The following is a 15,070-nucleotide window of genomic DNA, read 5'->3' on the forward strand; positions in this document are numbered from 1 at the left end:
GAAGGGATCTTCAGGTTCCTTTTGCCACTCTTTACGGATGCGCCTGTTGATCGTGGAGGACGAGAAGCGGCTGGCCCTGTCGCTCGCCAGGGGCCTGACGGCCGAGGGGTACGCCGTGGACGTCGTCCACGACGGGCGGGAGGGGCTGTACCGGGCCTCGGAGGGCACGTACGACCTGGTCATCCTCGACATCATGCTGCCCGGCCTCAACGGCTACCGGGTCTGCGCCGCCCTGCGCGCCGCCGGGCACGACGTGCCGATCCTGATGCTGACCGCCAAGGACGGCGAGTACGACGAGGCCGAGGGGCTCGACACCGGTGCGGACGACTATCTGACCAAGCCGTTCTCCTACGTCGTGCTCGTCGCCCGGGTCAAGGCGCTGCTGCGGCGGCGCGGGCAGGGCGCGGGGGCCTCGCCTGTGCATGTGCACGGGGACCTGAAGGTGGACACCGCGGCCCGGCGGGTGTTCCTGGGCGAGGACGAGATCACCCTCACCGCCAAGGAGTTCTCCGTACTGGAGCAGCTCGTGCTGCGGGCCGGCGAGGTGGTGTCCAAGTCGGAGATCCTGGAGCACGTCTGGGACTTCGCGTACGAGGGTGATCCGAACATCGTCGAGGTGTACGTCAGCACGCTGCGGCGGAAGCTGCGGGCGGGGCTGATCCGGACCGTGCGCGGGGCCGGATACCGGCTGGAGCGGTCGCCGTGAGGCGGCTGTTCGGGTCCGTCCGGGCGCGGGCCACGCTGGGCGCGACCCTCGTGGTCGCGGTGGCGCTCGTGGCCGCCGGGGCCGCGGTGCTGCTGTCGCTGCGGTCCAACCTGATCGGCGAGGCCGGCACGCAGGCGGAGCGCTCCGCGCGGGCGGTCGCCTCCGAGCTCGCCGCCGGGACGTCGTACGACAGGCTCTCGGGGCTGGACGGCGACGACGGGCCTGTGCAGGTCCTGGACGAGCACGGGCGGCTGGTCGCGGCCAGTGAGGATCTGGAGGAGATCAGCGGGACCGACAGCGGGCAGGTGAAGCCGCGGCCGGCGGTGCAGCCGACCGGGGACGACGATGACGACTCCGACGACGCGGGCGAGTCCCTCGAAGCCGGTGAGATCTCCGGGGAGAGCGTCTTCAGCAACGGGTCGGCGACCATCGACGGGGACGCGGAGGACTACCGGTTCGCCGCCGTCGAGGTGGAGACCCACGACCGGGGGCACCTCACGGTCTACGCCGGTTCCCCGCTGGCCGCCGAGCACGGGGCCGTGCGGACCGCGCTGACGGTGATGCTGATCGGCTTCCCGCTGCTGCTCGGTGTCGTCGCGGCCGTGACCTGGCTGGTCACCCGGCGGGCCTTGCGGCCCGTGGAGGGGATCCGGCGCGAGATGGCCGCGATCACCCAGTCCGAGGACCTCGCGCGGCGCGTTCCGGAGCCGGACACGCACGACGAGATCGCCCGGCTCGCCAGCACCACCAACGAGACGCTCGCGGCGCTGGAGACATCCGTGGAGCGGCAGCGGCGGTTCGTCGCCGACGCGTCCCACGAGCTGCGCAGTCCGATCGCCTCGCTGCGGACCCAGTTGGAGGTGGCCGCCGCGCATCCCGAACTGCTGGATCTGGACGGGGCCGTGGAGGACACCGTCCGGCTGCAGCGGCTGGCGGCCGACCTGCTGCTGCTCGCCCGGCTGGACGCGGGGGAGCGGCCCGGCGACGCGACGGTCGACCTCGCCGGACTCGCCCGGGAGCAGGCCGAGGGGCGGTCGGCTGTCACCGTGGACGCGGAGAGGGTGGAGGTGGCCGGGTCGCGGGGGCAGTTGGGGAGGGTGCTCGCCAATCTGCTCGACAACGCCCAGCGGCATGCCCGGTCGGCCGTGACGGTGAATGTGCGGCGCGAGGGTGACCTGGCCGTGGTCGGGGTGGCCGACGACGGTGACGGGGTGCCGGAGGACGACCGGGAGCGGATCTTCGAACGGTTCGTCCGGTTGGACGCGGCCCGCAGCCGCGACGACGGCGGAGCCGGGCTGGGACTCGCCATCGCCCGCGACGTGGCCGTCCGGCACGGCGGCACGCTCACGGCAGGACGGGGGCCCGCAGGCGGAGCCCTGTTCGAACTCCGCCTGCCGCTCGTCCAGCGGGGATCGCGGTAGCGGGCGCCGCGGTTACGGGCGCCCGCGCTGGCCGCGCAGGTGCTCCGCGATGGGCTTGAGGGCCTTGTCGAGCTCGGTCAGGGCCTCGGGGGACAGCAGGTCGATGAAGTGCCTGCGCACGGACGCCACATGGTGGGGCGCGACCTTCTGCATCGTCGTCATGCCGTGGTCGGTCAGGACCGCGTAGAGCCCCCGGCGGTCCGACTCGCAGTTCTCCCGCCGGACCAGGTTCGCGTTCTCCATGCGCGTGATCTGGTGCGAGAGGCGGCTCTTGGACTGGAGGGTGGCGGACGCGAGGTCGCTCATCCGCATCCTCTGGCCCTCGGACTCGGAGAGATTCACCAGGATCTCGTAGTCGTTCATTGTCAGGCCGAACGGCTGCAGGTCCTTCTCGAGCTGGTACGTCAACAGCCTGTTGACCTCCAGGTGGGTGCGCCAAGCGCACTGCTCCGCTTCGGTCAGCCAGCGGGTGGCCGTCTCGGTCTCCATGAATGAAGTCTACCTAAAATGTTGAAAGGCGAACTAGTGAGGGGTGGCGTGTGACCGCGCACGCCTGGCGAACAGCAGTGCGCAGACGTTCGATGTCACACTCCGCAGACTACCGCTCACAGCCCGAAGCGACGCTGGAGGTCCCCCAGCTGTCCGGGAAGGCGCGGTACGCCGGACTGTCCGGCCTGGGGGCTGTGCGCTCCGCCGCCGGGCACCCCGGCCTGGTGCGGAACGGCCCCCGTGGCCTGCTCGGCCATCAGGGTCTCGGACGACTGGAGCAGCACCGTCCCGGCGCCGACGAACTCGAACTGGTGCTCCTCGCCGGAGGCCCCGCCCAGGCCCGTCAGCGCACGTAGACCGCCCATGACGCCGGTCATGTACCCATGGTCGTAGTGGTGGCACGGGGAGGGGCAGTCGGCCCAGCCGACCAGGGCCTGGGGGTCGACCCTGATCGGGGGTTCCATGAAGACCACCGGTCCGTTCGACGCGGCCACGAACTTTCCGGTTCCGATGAGGGTCAGGAAACCCGGCACGATTGACTGCTTGAGCGACAGAGTTGGCTGAAAAGCAAGCAGGTTGCCGCTGCGAATGGTCAGGTTGCCGTCCTCGAGGTCGTACGAATTGACGTCGAAGGCCCGGTCGGCGAGGAGCATCTTGCCCGAGCCCTCCGCCACGACCCAGTCGCTCGCGTGCAGTGGCGAATGGAACGACGTGCGGACGAGACGGTCCAGCCGGCCGTGTCCGACGCCGTTGAAGTCGATCGACCCGTAGTAGGCGATCATCTTCCCCTTCTGCAGGAACCACTGGCTCCCCTTCAGTTCCACGCAGAAGGTGTACGCGTTGACGTTGTCGTCCGCCGGCAGCGTCGCCGGGTCGAGGACCACGGGGCCGGCGCCGGGGCTTCCGTACGTGCTCACAGCTTCTCCTCCGACGCCTGGACGTACACCGCACCGCTGCCGCTCAGCTCCAGCTGGAAGGCCTCGCCCGAGCCGCGGCCCACCATGTCCCGCCAGCCGAGCGCCGTGGACAGCTTGTTGCGGACGTCGCCGTGGTGGGCGACGTAGGCCTGCGGGTCCACATGGACCGGCCGCTGCGGGCTGATCGGGATCTCGATGACGCCGCCGTGCGCCATGACCGCGACGGCTCCGTGGCCCTTCAGCGTCGTCGTGAACAGCCCCTGGCCGCTGACCTGGCCCCGCACCATGCCCATGACGCCCCCCTGCGAGCCCAGGAACATCGTGCCCTGCTGGAGCGTGCCCTCGAAGGCCAGGAGGCGGTCCGCCTCCACGTACAGCGTGTCGCCGGAGAGCCGGATCACCTGGACGTGGTGCCCGCCGTGCCCGAACAGGACCGTGCCGCTGCCCTCGACGGACATCAGGGGGGTGTCCTCGTTCGCCACCCGGCGGCCGATCATCGACATGAGCCCGCCCTGGCCGCCCGCCATGCTGGGCGTGAACGACACCTCGCCCTTGTACGCGAGCATCGCGCCACGCTGACTGAACAGCCGCTGTCCCGGCACGACCGTCGCCTCGACCATCTTCCCGTTGATCTCCCGGAAGGCCATCTCACACGTCTCCCGCGATCGTGTTCCGCTCGCTCGGCTGCACGTACACCAGCCCGTCCCCCTCGAACCGCATCTGGAAGGCCTCGCCGCCGCCCTCTCCGAGCAGCGTGCGGAACGTCACACCGGACTGGAAGGACTGCCGCAGATTCCCCTGGTGCGCCACGTACGCCCCCGGGTCGACGGTCAGCGGGTACTGCGCGCTCACCCGCAGCACCACCGCCGGGCCGTCCGACATGATCGCCGCCTGGCCGTGGCCCTCGACGGTCGTCGTGAACAGCCCGTTGCCCTGCGAGGCGCCGCGCAGACCCGTGAACTCCGTGCCCGTGCGCAGCCCGCCGTCGGTCGCGAGCAGGTTGCTCGACTCGACGTAGAGCTTGTCGCCCTGGACGCTGACCAGGTTGATCTCGGAGGCGCGGTCCGCGAACCAGCAGGTCCCGCGCCCCTTCACCTCCATCAACGTCATCTGCTCACCGGTCAGCCGCCGGGTCACCATGCCCCGGATGCCCTCACCGCCGCCGCTGAGCTTCTTGAAGGCCATCTCCCCGTCGTACGCGACCATCGAGCCGTTCTTCGCCTTCACGGCATCCCCGGTCATGTCGACGGCGAGCACCTTGCTGCTCTGAAGTCGGAACATCGCCACGACTGGAAGGTAGCCGCAGGTCCGGCCCCCGGGACAGGGCCCGTGGGTGGAGAACGTCCCTGAGCGCACCCCTGGGGGCCGGGGGCCCGGGCGGTTTGCCACAATGGGCGGGACGCTTGTGCGCGTGTTCACAAACTGTTTCTCTCCACACCGAAGGTGACCCGTGGACCTCAAGACCGCCACCGCCATCCGCCGCCTCCGCCTGGTCTCGGCCCCCGAGGCGATCTCCTTCCTCCTCCTGCTGGTCTGCTCGGTGCTGAAGCGGACCACGGAGTTCAACGCCGTGCCGGTGATGGGCGCGGTGCACGGCGCCCTGTTCGTGCTGTACGTGATCTTCTGGGCCGACGCGTGGAACCGGGCGAAGTGGTCGCTGAAGACGGCCGGGCTGTACTTCGTCCTCTCGGTGCTGCCGGCCGGCGGGTTCTTCGCCGAGCGCATGCTGCGGCGTGAGGCCGAGGACGCGGTTATCGCCTCCCGGGCCCGCAAGGAAGACGTGGTGGGCGCGTGATCGTCGCCTTTTCCGTGACGCCGCTCGGGGTCGGCGAGGACGTGGGGGAGTACGTCGCCGACGCCGTGCGGGTGGTGCGCGAGTCGGGGCTGCCGAACCGCACCGACGCGATGTTCACGTCCGTCGAAGGAGAGTGGGACGAGGTCATGGACGTCGTCCGGCGCGCGGTCGCCGCGGTCGAGCGCCGGGCACCCCGGGTCTCCCTCGTCCTCAAGGCGGACATCCGCCCCGGCGTGACGGACGGCCTCACGTCCAAGGTGGAGACCGTGGAGCGGCACCTCGCCGAGTAGCGGCCCCGCACACGCACCCGACCCCGCCCGCCCGAAGGGCGAGACAGGGCTGACCGCCATGTGACCGGCCGGTAAGGTCGGGTTCGTGCCGAAGCCGCTCAGTCTCTCCTTCGATCCGATCGCGCGCGCCGACGAACGCTGGAAGCAGCGCTGGGGAAACGTGCCGTCCATGGCCGCGATCACCTCGATCATGCGCGCTCAGCAGATCCTGCTGGGCGAGGTCGACGCGGTGGTCAGGCCCTACGGGCTGACCTTCGCGCGCTACGAGGCGCTGGTGCTGCTCACCTTCTCCAAGTCCGGCGAGCTGCCGATGTCCAAGATCGGTGAGCGGCTCATGGTGCACCCCACGTCCGTGACGAACACCGTGGACCGGCTGGTCAAGTCGGGTCTGGTCGCCAAGCGGCCCAACCCGAACGACGGCCGCGGCACCCTCGCCAGCATCACCGACAAGGGCCGCGAAGTCGTCGAGTCGGCCACCCGGGACCTGATGGCGATGGACTTCGGGCTCGGGACGTACGACGCCGAGGAGTGCGCGGAGATCTTCGCGATGCTGCGGCCGCTGCGCGTCTCGGCCGGTGACTTCGAGGAGGAGTGACCCGGGGCAAGATCCCCCGGAACGGGTCGTTACGCTCGACGGCATGAAGAAGAGCGTGCTGACCCGCTACCGGGTCATGGCCTACGTCACCGGTGTGCTGCTCGTCGCGCTGACCCTCGGCATGATCGGCAAGTACGTCCTGCACCTGGGCGGCGCGGCTGATTTCACCCAGGTGGTCAGCATCGCGCACGGCTGGTTGTACGTCGTCTACCTGGTTTTCGCCTTCGACCTCGGCTCCAAGGCGAAGTGGCCGGTCAAGAAGCAGCTGTGGGTGCTGCTGGCCGGCACGATCCCCACGGCCGCGTTCTTCGTGGAGCGCAGGATCAGCCACGAGCTGGAGGGCCGGCTCGCCCAGGACGCGCCCGCGACGGTCAAGGCTTAGGCGCCCCCGGACCGCCGCACGCGTGCGTGCGGCGGTCGTTCTCACCCGTTCGCCAGGTCACTGCCGTCAGCCATCGACATTTACTAGGACGTCCAAGTAAATTCGAGGGTATGGACGCTGACGCCATCGAGGAGGGCCGCCGCCGCTGGCAGGCCCGGTACGACGCCGCACGCAAGCGCGAGGCCGACTTCACCACGCTCTCCGGCGACCCCGTGGATCCGGTGTACGGGCCGCGGCCCGGTGACACCTACGACGGGTTCGACCGGATCGGCTGGCCCGGGGAGTACCCCTTCACCCGCGGCCTGTACGCGACCGGCTACCGAGGGCGGACGTGGACCATCCGGCAGTTCGCCGGGTTCGGCAACGCCGAGCAGACCAACGAGCGCTACAAGATGATCCTCCGCAACGGCGGAGGCGGGCTCTCCGTCGCCTTCGACATGCCGACGCTCATGGGCCGCGACTCCGACGACCCGCGCTCGCTCGGCGAGGTCGGGCACTGCGGCGTCGCCATCGACTCGGCGGCCGACATGGAGGTCCTGTTCAAGGACATCCCGCTGGGTGACGTCACGACGTCGATGACCATCAGCGGCCCGGCCGTCCCCGTCTTCTGCATGTACCTGGTCGCCGCCGAACGGCAGGGCGTCGACCCGTCCGTCCTCAACGGCACGCTCCAGACGGACATCTTCAAGGAGTACATCGCCCAGAAGGAGTGGCTCTTCCAGCCCGAGCCGCACCTGCGGCTCATCGGCGACCTCATGGAGCACTGCGCGGCCGGCATCCCCGCGTACAAGCCGCTGTCCGTCTCCGGCTACCACATCCGCGAGGCCGGGGCGACGGCCGCGCAGGAGCTGGCGTACACGCTGGCGGACGGCTTCGGGTACGTGGAGCTGGGTCTGTCGCGCGGGCTGGACGTGGACGTCTTCGCCCCCGGTCTGTCCTTCTTCTTCGACGCGCACGTCGACTTCTTCGAGGAGATCGCCAAGTTCCGCGCGGCCCGGCGGATCTGGGCCCGCTGGATGCGAGACGTCTACGGCGCCACGTCCGAGAAGGCCCAGTGGCTCCGCTTCCACACGCAGACCGCGGGGGTCTCCCTCACCGCGCAGCAGCCGTACAACAACGTCGTACGGACGGCCGTGGAGGCACTGGCGGCCGTGCTCGGCGGGACGAACTCGCTGCACACCAACGCCCTCGACGAGACCCTCGCCCTGCCGAGCGAACAGGCCGCGGAGATCGCGCTGCGCACCCAGCAGGTGCTGATGGAGGAGACCGGCGTCGCCAACGTGGCCGACCCGCTGGGCGGTTCCTGGTACATCGAGCAGCTGACCGACCGGATCGAGGCGGACGCCGAGAAGATCTTCGACCAGATCAAGGAGCGCGGGCTGCGGGCGCACCCCGACGGGCGGCACCCCATCGGCCCGGTCACCTCCGGCATCCTGCGCGGCATCGAGGACGGCTGGTTCACCGGGGAGATCGCCGAGTCGGCGTTCCGCTACCAGCAGGCGCTGGAGAAGGGCGACAAGCGGGTCGTCGGCGTGAACTGTCACGACGGGTCGGTCACCGGTGACCTGGAGATCCTGCGCGTCAGCCACGAGGTGGAGCGCGAGCAGGTCCGGGTGCTCGGCGGGCGCAAGGCGGCCCGGGACGACGCCGCGGTGCGCACCGCGCTCGACGCCATGCTGGCCGCCGCCCGCGGCGGCGCCAACATGATCGAGCCGATGCTGGACGCGGTACGGGCGGAGGCCACGCTCGGGGAGATCTGCGGCGTGCTGCGGGACGAGTGGGGGGTGTACACGGAGCCGGCCGGCTTCTGACGGCCTACGACCCCAGCCCCTGCAACAGCACCCTGGTGAAGCCGCGGACCCATTCCTCGTCGGCCGGTTCCGCGCTCACCAGGGTGCGGTGCACCACCGCGCCCGCCACCATGTCGAAGATCAGGTCCACCGTGCGGGCGGCCGACTCCGGGTCCTCCTCCGCCGGGAGTTCGCCCCGCGCCTGGGCCCGTGCGCGGCCCTCCAGGACCAGCCGCTTCTGGCGGTCGACCACGGACGCGCGGATGCGTTCACGCAGGGCCTCGTCGCGGGTGGCCTCCGCCACGACCGCCATCAGGCCGCTCCTCGCCTCCGGCAGGGCGAGGATCGCGGCGAACTGCAGCACCACGCCCTCGATGTCGGCGGCCAGCGAGCCGCAGTCGGGCAGCTCCAGCGCGTCGAACAGCTCGGCCACGGCGTCGACGACCAGTTCGTTCTTGCCCGCCCAACGGCGGTAGAGCGTCGTCTTCGCGACGCCGGCGCGCGTCGCCACGTCTCCCAGGGTGAGCTTGGACCAGCCCAGCTCCACCAGCGCCTCACGGGTCGCGGCCAGGATCGCCGTGTCCGCCTCGGCGCTGCGCGGGCGCCCGGAACGGACGGCTGGGCTGCGACTGTGCATGTACCCGACCATAAACCGGCGGTTCCCGCGCGGCCCCGTGAGGGAGATCACCGGGAGGTGGTGTCCCGGCGCCCCGGCGTGGCATTACGCTACGACTCGTAGCGAAAGCCCGTGACGGACGTACACGGGCCTTGCCACACGCGGCGTGGGTGGGGACCCGGCGCCGAAGGGCACGGACCGGCCCGGCTTTTCACACCGTTTTTCACACGCGCGCGGGACGGGGGAGTATAGGCGTATGCAGCCACGGAACATGTCCATGAGCGGAGTCGTCGACCTCGCCGCGGTGAAGGCGGCCCAGGAGGCCAAGGCGAAGGCGGAGCAGGCGCGCGCGCAAGCAGCCCGGGAGGGCGGGACGGGGGCGATCTCCCCGGCCGATCTCGTCATCGACGTCGACGAGGCGGGGTTCGAGCGGGACGTCCTGCAGCGCTCCGCCGAAGTGCCCGTCGTCATCGACTTCTGGGCCGAGTGGTGTGAGCCCTGCAAGCAGCTCAGCCCGGTCCTGGAGCGGCTGGCCGTCGAGTACAACGGCCGGATCCTGCTCGCCAAGGTCGACGTCGACGCCAATCAGATGCTGATGCAGCAGTTCGGCATCCAGGGGATCCCCGCGGTGTTCGCGGTCGTCGCGGGGCAGGCGCTGCCGCTCTTCCAGGGGGCGGCGGGCGAGGCGCAGATCCGCCAGACGCTCGACCAGCTGGTGCAGGTCGGCGAGCAGCGCTTCGGTCTGACCGGTCTCACCGTCGACCCCGAGGCCGAGCCGGGCGGCGGCCCGGCGGCGGCCGCCGAGCAGCCGGCCGGTCCGTACGACGGGCTCCTCGAGGCCGCCGTGCAGGCGCTGGACTCGGGCGACCTGGCCGGTGCCGTCCAGGCGTACAAGAACGTGCTGAACGAGGACCCGGGCAACGAGGAGGCCAAACTGGGTCTCGCGCAGGCCGAGTTGCTCCAGCGGGTGCAGGGCTTCGACCCGCAGCAGGTGCGCCGGGACGCGGCCGAGAAGCCGGCCGACGTGCAGGCGCAGATCGCCGCCGCCGATCTGGATCTGGTGGGCGGCCATGTCGAGGACGCCTTCGGCCGGCTCATCGAGACCGTGCAGCGCACGGTGGGTGACGACCGGGACACCGTGCGGATGCGGCTGCTGGAGCTGTTCGACGTCGTCGGGCCCGACGACCCCCGTGTGATCGCGGCGCGCAGGGCTCTGGCGCGCGCCCTGTTCTGACCAGTCGTTAAACGCGCGGGCCTGTGGTGCCCGCGTGAAAACTCTGCCGACAGAGGGTCACTGCGGCCGCGCTTTACCAAAACTTGGTAATCGCGGCCGCTGTTACTGCGAGTAAGTCATGGACGTTGATCTGTCGGATTCTGTCCATCGATCAACAGCTTTGTACCGCCCCCCGGCAGCACCCTGTGTGGCCGGCCGAGACCTATGGGTCGTTGTTCGGTTATCCGGCCGTTACTAGCCAGTAACGAACCCCCTTGTGCGGGCGGCGAGAATGCACCACGATCGGCCACGCTCGGTCCATTCCCGTACCCCGGCAGCCGGTTGGGTCGCGGACAACCTGGGTCCCCACCGAGCAGAGCCGGCGGCAGTGGCGCCGGCTCTTGGACAGGGGGGTCTTCGCCCTTCCGGCGAAGCCTGTCCAGCAGGGTTGTGCGTGATGCGTGTCAGGCGCGACCAGTGGTTGTCGCTCGGGGGTGATCGCCGGTGATTCGGGCGCAGTTGCGCCGCCGAGTGCAGGCGCTCTCCTTCCCGAGGACGTAGCACTTCTCCCATCCCTGCCCGGCTGAGCCGCCAATCGGGGCGAGCCAGGACAGGAGATGTACGTCCGAGAAGGAGGAAATATGGAGTCCCAGGTGCGTGGCGGGACCAGATGGAAGCGGTTCGCTGTGGTCATGGTGCCCAGCGTCGCCGCCACGGCTGCGATAGGTGTCGCCCTCGCGCAGGGCGCTCTCGCCGCGTCGTTCAGTGTCTCCGGGCAGTCGTTCAAGGTCACGACCGACCAGCTCGTCGGCACGGGCTTCTCGCAGTACGGCGCCCTCGATGAGGGATACACGATGGACGGCAAGAAGGCCGTCCACCCGGTCGCCGTCTCGTCGTTCAAGCAGGCGACGATCAAGAACCTGTGCCAGTCGGTCGTCACCCCGAACATTCCGGTGCTCGGGAACGTCAGCCTGATCCTGCGTGCGGGTCAGGGTGCGAAGCCGGTGGAGGCCCAGAACCTCTACATCGACGTCGCCGACCTCAGCGCCGATGCGACGTTCGAGAACATCGACATCGGTGTGGCGGCCAAGGACGCCAACAAGGGCCCGGCCATGCGGAAGGGCGAGTCGGCCAACCCGTACGGCTTCGCCCAGCAGGCGGACAAGGCGACCCTGACCGACGTGAAGCAGACGGCGTGGGCGACCACCGCCGGAACCTTCAAGCTCAGCGGCCTGAAGATGTCGCTGTCGACGGGTGTCAAGGAGTGCTACTAAGCACTCGATGACGGGCGGGGGAGCCGGTGGCGCCCCCGCCCGTCCACCTTCCGGCCGCGCCTTCACGCGGGGCCCACATCACCACCACAGCAACGCTGTACCAGGGAGCTGTTTTTCCATGAGCGCCGAGACTCCTGCCGCCACCGGCCAGTTGACCCTCCGGAGGCAGCAGTTCCGCGCCTGGCGGGGTGAGCGGCCGTTCTGGGCCGGGCTGTTCGTCCTCCTCAGTGGACTGCCCATCGCCTACTTCCCGTACGCGAATCTCCAGATCGGTCACCTGACGCTGGCGATGGCGACCACCGCGGGTGCCGGGTCCCTGATCATCGGCGTGCTGCTCGTCGTACTGGGCGTGAGCCTCTGGTTCCAGAAGCACGTCCGCGTCTTCGCGGGAGTCGCGGCGATCCTGCTGGCGCTGGTGTCCATTCCCGTGTCCAATCTCGGCGGCTTCCTCATCGGCTTCCTCTTCGCCCTCGTGGGCGGGGCGATGGCCGTGGCCTGGGCGCCGGGCGGACGTCCCGCGGGACAGCCCGCCGCGATGGCAAGCACCGGCACGGGCGGGACTCCCGAGGCCACGGACCACGAGACCACGGAGCTGCGGCCCGTGGACGGGGTGGATGAGCCGAACGATCTGTCAGGAACGAACCCGGCCAACGGGGCGAACGGGAGGCACAGTGCCGGCTGACGAGGTGACCCACGGGGCTGATGTGGAGGCATCCCGTGTGAGAACCGGGCCGCGCCACGCGGCTCCCAAGAAGCCGCTGTTCACCAGGTTCAACAGGCCGGCCGGCAAGGCGATAGCCATGGCGGCGATGCCGACGGCGGTGCTCATGGGCATGGGCTTCACATCGACGCTCGCCATAGCCGACAGCGACACCCCGGCGGCGCCGACCTCCAAGAGCCTGACGGCCGACGAGTACAAGGACTGTGTGGCGGCCCTGGAGGACTCCGACAAGGACTCCAAGGGTGACGCGTCCGCCTCGCCCACGCCGTCCCCCTCGGCGAGCGACGGCGCGACGGACGAGAAGGACGACCAGGGCGACACCGCCCCGAAGCCGTCCCCCTCGGGTGGTACGGAGGCGAACAACGGCGGTTCCTCTTCGTCGGATTCAGGTTCCGACGACAAGGCCGAGCCGAAGCCGACCCCGTCCACGAGCGCGCCCGACGCAGGCGGCGACGACGCGGCCGCCACTCCGTCCCCCGAGCCGTCCGAGAGCCCCGGCAACATCCTGGAGGGCATCGGGGACGCGATCGGCGGCATCTTCGACGGCGGGAAGGGTGAGGACGGGGCGAGCCCCAGCCCGACCCCGACCCCGTCCGTGTCGGCGTCGCAGAGCGCCGAGAAGCCGGCCGAGGACGCCTCCGACGCCGCCGAGGACACGACCGGCAAGGTCGAGGACACCGTCGAGGACACCACCGGCAAGGCGTCCGACCCGGTGAAGGACACCGGCAAGACGGCGGAGGACACCACCAAGGCCGTCGAGAAGGCGGCCGAGGACGCGGCGGAGAAGGCGGAGGAGGCCACCGCCTCGCCCAGCCCCTCCCCGAGCGCCACCACGGACGCCGACGACTGCCCGGCCGCCACCGACGCCGAGGGCGGTGTCGACAACAAGGTGCCGCTGCCGGACGACCCGTGGTTCCTCAACGCCAGCTCGCTGACGCTGAAGGGCGCCGACTACAAGGGCGTCGTCGAGGTGCGGACCGCCAACGGCTCCGTCAAGAAGGTGCTGAAGTACGTCATATCCGGCGGCACCGACATCGGCGACCTGCACCAGACCGTCCAGGACAAGCAGTCCGGCAAGACCTACCACGTGCAGGCGGCCAAGGGCTCGACGTCCACGATCCGCAACGGCGACACCGTGATGTACACGGAGAGCATCTCCGGCAACCTGCTCGGGCTGATCCCGATCACGTTCGACCCGGAGCACCCGCCGCCGCTGAACATCCCGCTGATCTACTTCACCAACGTGAAGGTCCAGCAGGCCGGCCAGTTCGGCGGGACGCTGCACGTGCCGGGGCTGCACAACTTCGTCACCGGCTGAGCGCCCCTCACAGCCCGTTCGCGAGCCGCACACACCGAGGGCGCCCCCTGGAATCCAGGGGGCGCCCTCGGTGGCGTCCAGGGGCTTTCACGGCCCGTGGACGGATCAGCCCTTGGCCTCGCCCAGGTGGTGGACCCGCACCATGTTGGTGGTGCCGGGCACGCCGGGGGGCGAACCGGCGGTGATGACCACGATGTCGCCTTCGTTGAAGCGGTTCAGCTTCACCAGCTCCTGCTCGACGAGGTCGACCATCTCGTCCGTGCTGTTCACGAACGGCACCACGTACGGCTCCACGCCCCAGCTCAGCGCCATCTGGTTGCGGGTGCCCTCGTCGGTGGTGAAGGCGATGATCGGCTGCGCCGCGCGGTAGCGCGAGAGACGGCGGGCGGTGTCGCCGGACTGCGTGAAGGCCACCAGGCCCCGGCCGCCGAGGAAGTCGGCGATCTCGCAGGCGGCCCGGGCCACCGAACCGCCCTGCGTGCGCGGCTTCTTGCCCGGCACCAGCGGCTGCAGGCCCTTGGACATCAGCTCCTGCTCGGCCGCGGTGACGATCTTCGACATCGTCTTCACGGTCTCGATCGGGTACGCGCCCACGCTCGACTCGGCCGACAGCATGACCGCGTCGGTGCCGTCCAGGATGGCGTTGGCCACGTCGGAGGCCTCGGCGCGGGTGGGACGGGAGTTGGTGATCATCGACTCCATCATCTGGGTCGCCACGATCACCGGCTTGGCGTTGCGACGGCAGAGCTCGATCAGGCGCTTCTGCACCATGGGGACCTTCTCGAGCGGGTACTCGACGGCCAGGTCACCGCGGGCGACCATCACACCGTCGAACGCCATCACGACGTCCTCCATGTTCTGCACCGCCTGCGGCTTCTCCACCTTGGCGATGACGGGGACGCGGCGGCCCTCCTCGTCCATGACGCGGTGCACGTCGTGGACGTCCTTGGCGTCCCGGACGAAGGACAGCGCGACCAGGTCGCAGCCCATCCGCAGGGCGAAGCGGAGGTCGTCGACGTCCTTCTCGGACAGCGCGGGCACGTTGACGGCCGCGCCGGGCAGGTTGATGCCCTTGTGGTCGGAGATGACGCCGCCCTCGATGACGATCGTCCTCACCCGGGAGCCCTCGACCTTGGTGACCTTCAGCTCGACGTTGCCGTCGTTGATGAGGATCGGGTCGCCCTTGCTGACATCGCCGGGCAGACCCTTGTAGGTCGTCCCGCAGATCGTCTTGTCGCCCGGGACGTCCTCGGTGGTGATGGTGAACTCGTCACCGCGCACCAGCTCCACGGGACCCTCGGCGAAGGTCCCCAGACGGATCTTCGGGCCCTGGAGGTCGGCGAGGACACCGATGGCCCGGCCGGTCTCCTTGGCGGCGGCACGGACCCGGTCGTACCGGCCCTGGTGCTCGGCGTGGCTGCCGTGGCTGAAGTTGAAGCGGGCCACGTTCATGCCGGCTTCGATCAACGCGACAAGCTGATCGTGGGAGTCGACCGCAGGGCCGAGAGTACAGACGATTTTCGAACGGCGCATGGGGCGATCC

General features: G+C 69.9%; 17 protein-coding genes. 11 read left to right on the forward strand and 6 right to left on the reverse strand.

Annotation, left to right across the window (positions count from 1 at the left end; all coding sequences use genetic code 11):
* Positions 1 to 37: 37 nt before the first annotated feature.
* Both IGS69_RS24280 and IGS69_RS24285 read left to right on the forward strand, forming a co-directional pair.
* Positions 38 to 706: a response regulator transcription factor gene (locus IGS69_RS24280; protein ID WP_190902627.1), complete on the forward strand. Its 669-nt coding sequence runs from the start codon at positions 38 to 40 to the stop codon at positions 704 to 706.
* A complete protein-coding gene (locus IGS69_RS24285) occupies positions 703 to 2,127 on the forward strand; it encodes a sensor histidine kinase (RefSeq protein ID WP_190902628.1) in 1,425 nt (474 codons plus the stop codon). The genes IGS69_RS24280 and IGS69_RS24285 overlap by 4 nt, the downstream gene beginning before the upstream one ends.
* Before the next feature lie 12 nt (positions 2,128 to 2,139).
* On the opposite strand, the gene IGS69_RS24290 is transcribed toward IGS69_RS24285, so the two are convergent.
* The 4 genes from IGS69_RS24290 to IGS69_RS24305 form a co-directional block, all read right to left on the reverse strand.
* Positions 2,140 to 2,616 (reverse strand): MarR family winged helix-turn-helix transcriptional regulator, encoded by a 477-nt coding sequence (locus tag IGS69_RS24290; protein ID WP_190902629.1) that lies wholly within the window; start codon positions 2,614 to 2,616, stop codon positions 2,140 to 2,142.
* Positions 2,617 to 2,732: 116 nt separating this feature from the next.
* Positions 2,733 to 3,533, reverse strand: a complete 801-nt coding sequence (locus IGS69_RS24295) for an AIM24 family protein (RefSeq protein ID WP_190902630.1) — start codon at positions 3,531 to 3,533, stop codon at positions 2,733 to 2,735.
* The gene (locus IGS69_RS24300) at positions 3,530 to 4,180 is read right to left on the reverse strand and encodes an AIM24 family protein (RefSeq protein WP_190902631.1); all 651 of its coding nucleotides are present in this window, start codon (positions 4,178 to 4,180) and stop codon (positions 3,530 to 3,532) included. Before IGS69_RS24300 ends, IGS69_RS24295 begins: the two co-directional genes overlap by 4 nt.
* A gap of 1 nt (position 4,181) precedes the next feature.
* On the reverse strand, positions 4,182 to 4,814 hold the full coding sequence (locus tag IGS69_RS24305) for an AIM24 family protein (RefSeq protein ID WP_102911820.1): 633 nt from the start codon (positions 4,812 to 4,814) through the stop codon (positions 4,182 to 4,184).
* Between the two features lie 169 nt (positions 4,815 to 4,983).
* On the opposite strand from IGS69_RS24305, the gene IGS69_RS24310 reads away from it, so the two are divergent.
* From IGS69_RS24310 to IGS69_RS24330, 5 genes are all read left to right on the forward strand, one after another.
* Positions 4,984 to 5,328: a DUF3817 domain-containing protein gene (locus IGS69_RS24310; RefSeq protein WP_190902632.1), complete on the forward strand. Its 345-nt coding sequence runs from the start codon at positions 4,984 to 4,986 to the stop codon at positions 5,326 to 5,328.
* A complete protein-coding gene (locus IGS69_RS24315; RefSeq protein ID WP_030854324.1) occupies positions 5,325 to 5,618 on the forward strand; it encodes an MTH1187 family thiamine-binding protein in 294 nt (97 codons plus the stop codon). The genes IGS69_RS24310 and IGS69_RS24315 overlap by 4 nt, the downstream gene beginning before the upstream one ends.
* 85 nt (positions 5,619 to 5,703) lie before the next feature.
* Positions 5,704 to 6,213 carry a MarR family winged helix-turn-helix transcriptional regulator gene (locus IGS69_RS24320; RefSeq protein ID WP_031105038.1) on the forward strand — a complete coding sequence of 170 codons (510 nt, stop codon included), beginning with the start codon at positions 5,704 to 5,706 and terminating at the stop codon, positions 6,211 to 6,213.
* Positions 6,214 to 6,256: 43 nt separating this feature from the next.
* Positions 6,257 to 6,595: a DUF3817 domain-containing protein gene (locus IGS69_RS24325; protein WP_190902633.1), complete on the forward strand. Its 339-nt coding sequence runs from the start codon at positions 6,257 to 6,259 to the stop codon at positions 6,593 to 6,595.
* Positions 6,596 to 6,705: 110 nt separating this feature from the next.
* Positions 6,706 to 8,406, forward strand: coding sequence for an acyl-CoA mutase large subunit family protein (locus IGS69_RS24330; protein ID WP_190902634.1), 1,701 nt, complete (start codon positions 6,706 to 6,708; stop codon positions 8,404 to 8,406).
* Positions 8,407 to 8,410: 4 nt separating this feature from the next.
* On the opposite strand, the gene IGS69_RS24335 is transcribed toward IGS69_RS24330, so the two are convergent.
* Positions 8,411 to 9,022, reverse strand: a complete 612-nt coding sequence (locus IGS69_RS24335) for a TetR/AcrR family transcriptional regulator (RefSeq protein ID WP_190902635.1) — start codon at positions 9,020 to 9,022, stop codon at positions 8,411 to 8,413.
* Between the two features lie 235 nt (positions 9,023 to 9,257).
* Here IGS69_RS24335 and IGS69_RS24340 point away from each other — a divergent pair, with 235 nt between their 5' ends.
* From IGS69_RS24340 to IGS69_RS24355, 4 genes are all read left to right on the forward strand, one after another.
* Positions 9,258 to 10,235 carry a tetratricopeptide repeat protein gene (locus IGS69_RS24340; protein WP_190902636.1) on the forward strand — a complete coding sequence of 326 codons (978 nt, stop codon included), beginning with the start codon at positions 9,258 to 9,260 and terminating at the stop codon, positions 10,233 to 10,235.
* Between the two features lie 620 nt (positions 10,236 to 10,855).
* Positions 10,856 to 11,488: a DUF6230 family protein gene (locus IGS69_RS24345; RefSeq protein WP_190902637.1), complete on the forward strand. Its 633-nt coding sequence runs from the start codon at positions 10,856 to 10,858 to the stop codon at positions 11,486 to 11,488.
* A gap of 118 nt (positions 11,489 to 11,606) precedes the next feature.
* A complete protein-coding gene (locus tag IGS69_RS24350) occupies positions 11,607 to 12,170 on the forward strand; it encodes a DUF6114 domain-containing protein (RefSeq protein WP_190902638.1) in 564 nt (187 codons plus the stop codon).
* Entirely contained in the window at positions 12,160 to 13,527 is a 1,368-nt protein-coding gene (locus IGS69_RS24355; RefSeq protein ID WP_190902639.1) for a prolipoprotein diacylglyceryl transferase, read from the forward strand. The genes IGS69_RS24350 and IGS69_RS24355 overlap by 11 nt, the downstream gene beginning before the upstream one ends.
* A gap of 105 nt (positions 13,528 to 13,632) precedes the next feature.
* Here the strand turns inward: IGS69_RS24355 and pyk are convergent, their stop codons facing one another.
* Entirely contained in the window at positions 13,633 to 15,060 is a 1,428-nt protein-coding gene (gene pyk, locus IGS69_RS24360) for a pyruvate kinase (RefSeq protein WP_190902640.1), read from the reverse strand.
* Positions 15,061 to 15,070 lie beyond the last annotated feature (10 nt).

The organism is Streptomyces tuirus, assembly GCF_014701095.1.
Taxonomy (GTDB): Bacteria; Actinomycetota; Actinomycetes; order Streptomycetales; family Streptomycetaceae; genus Streptomyces; species Streptomyces tuirus.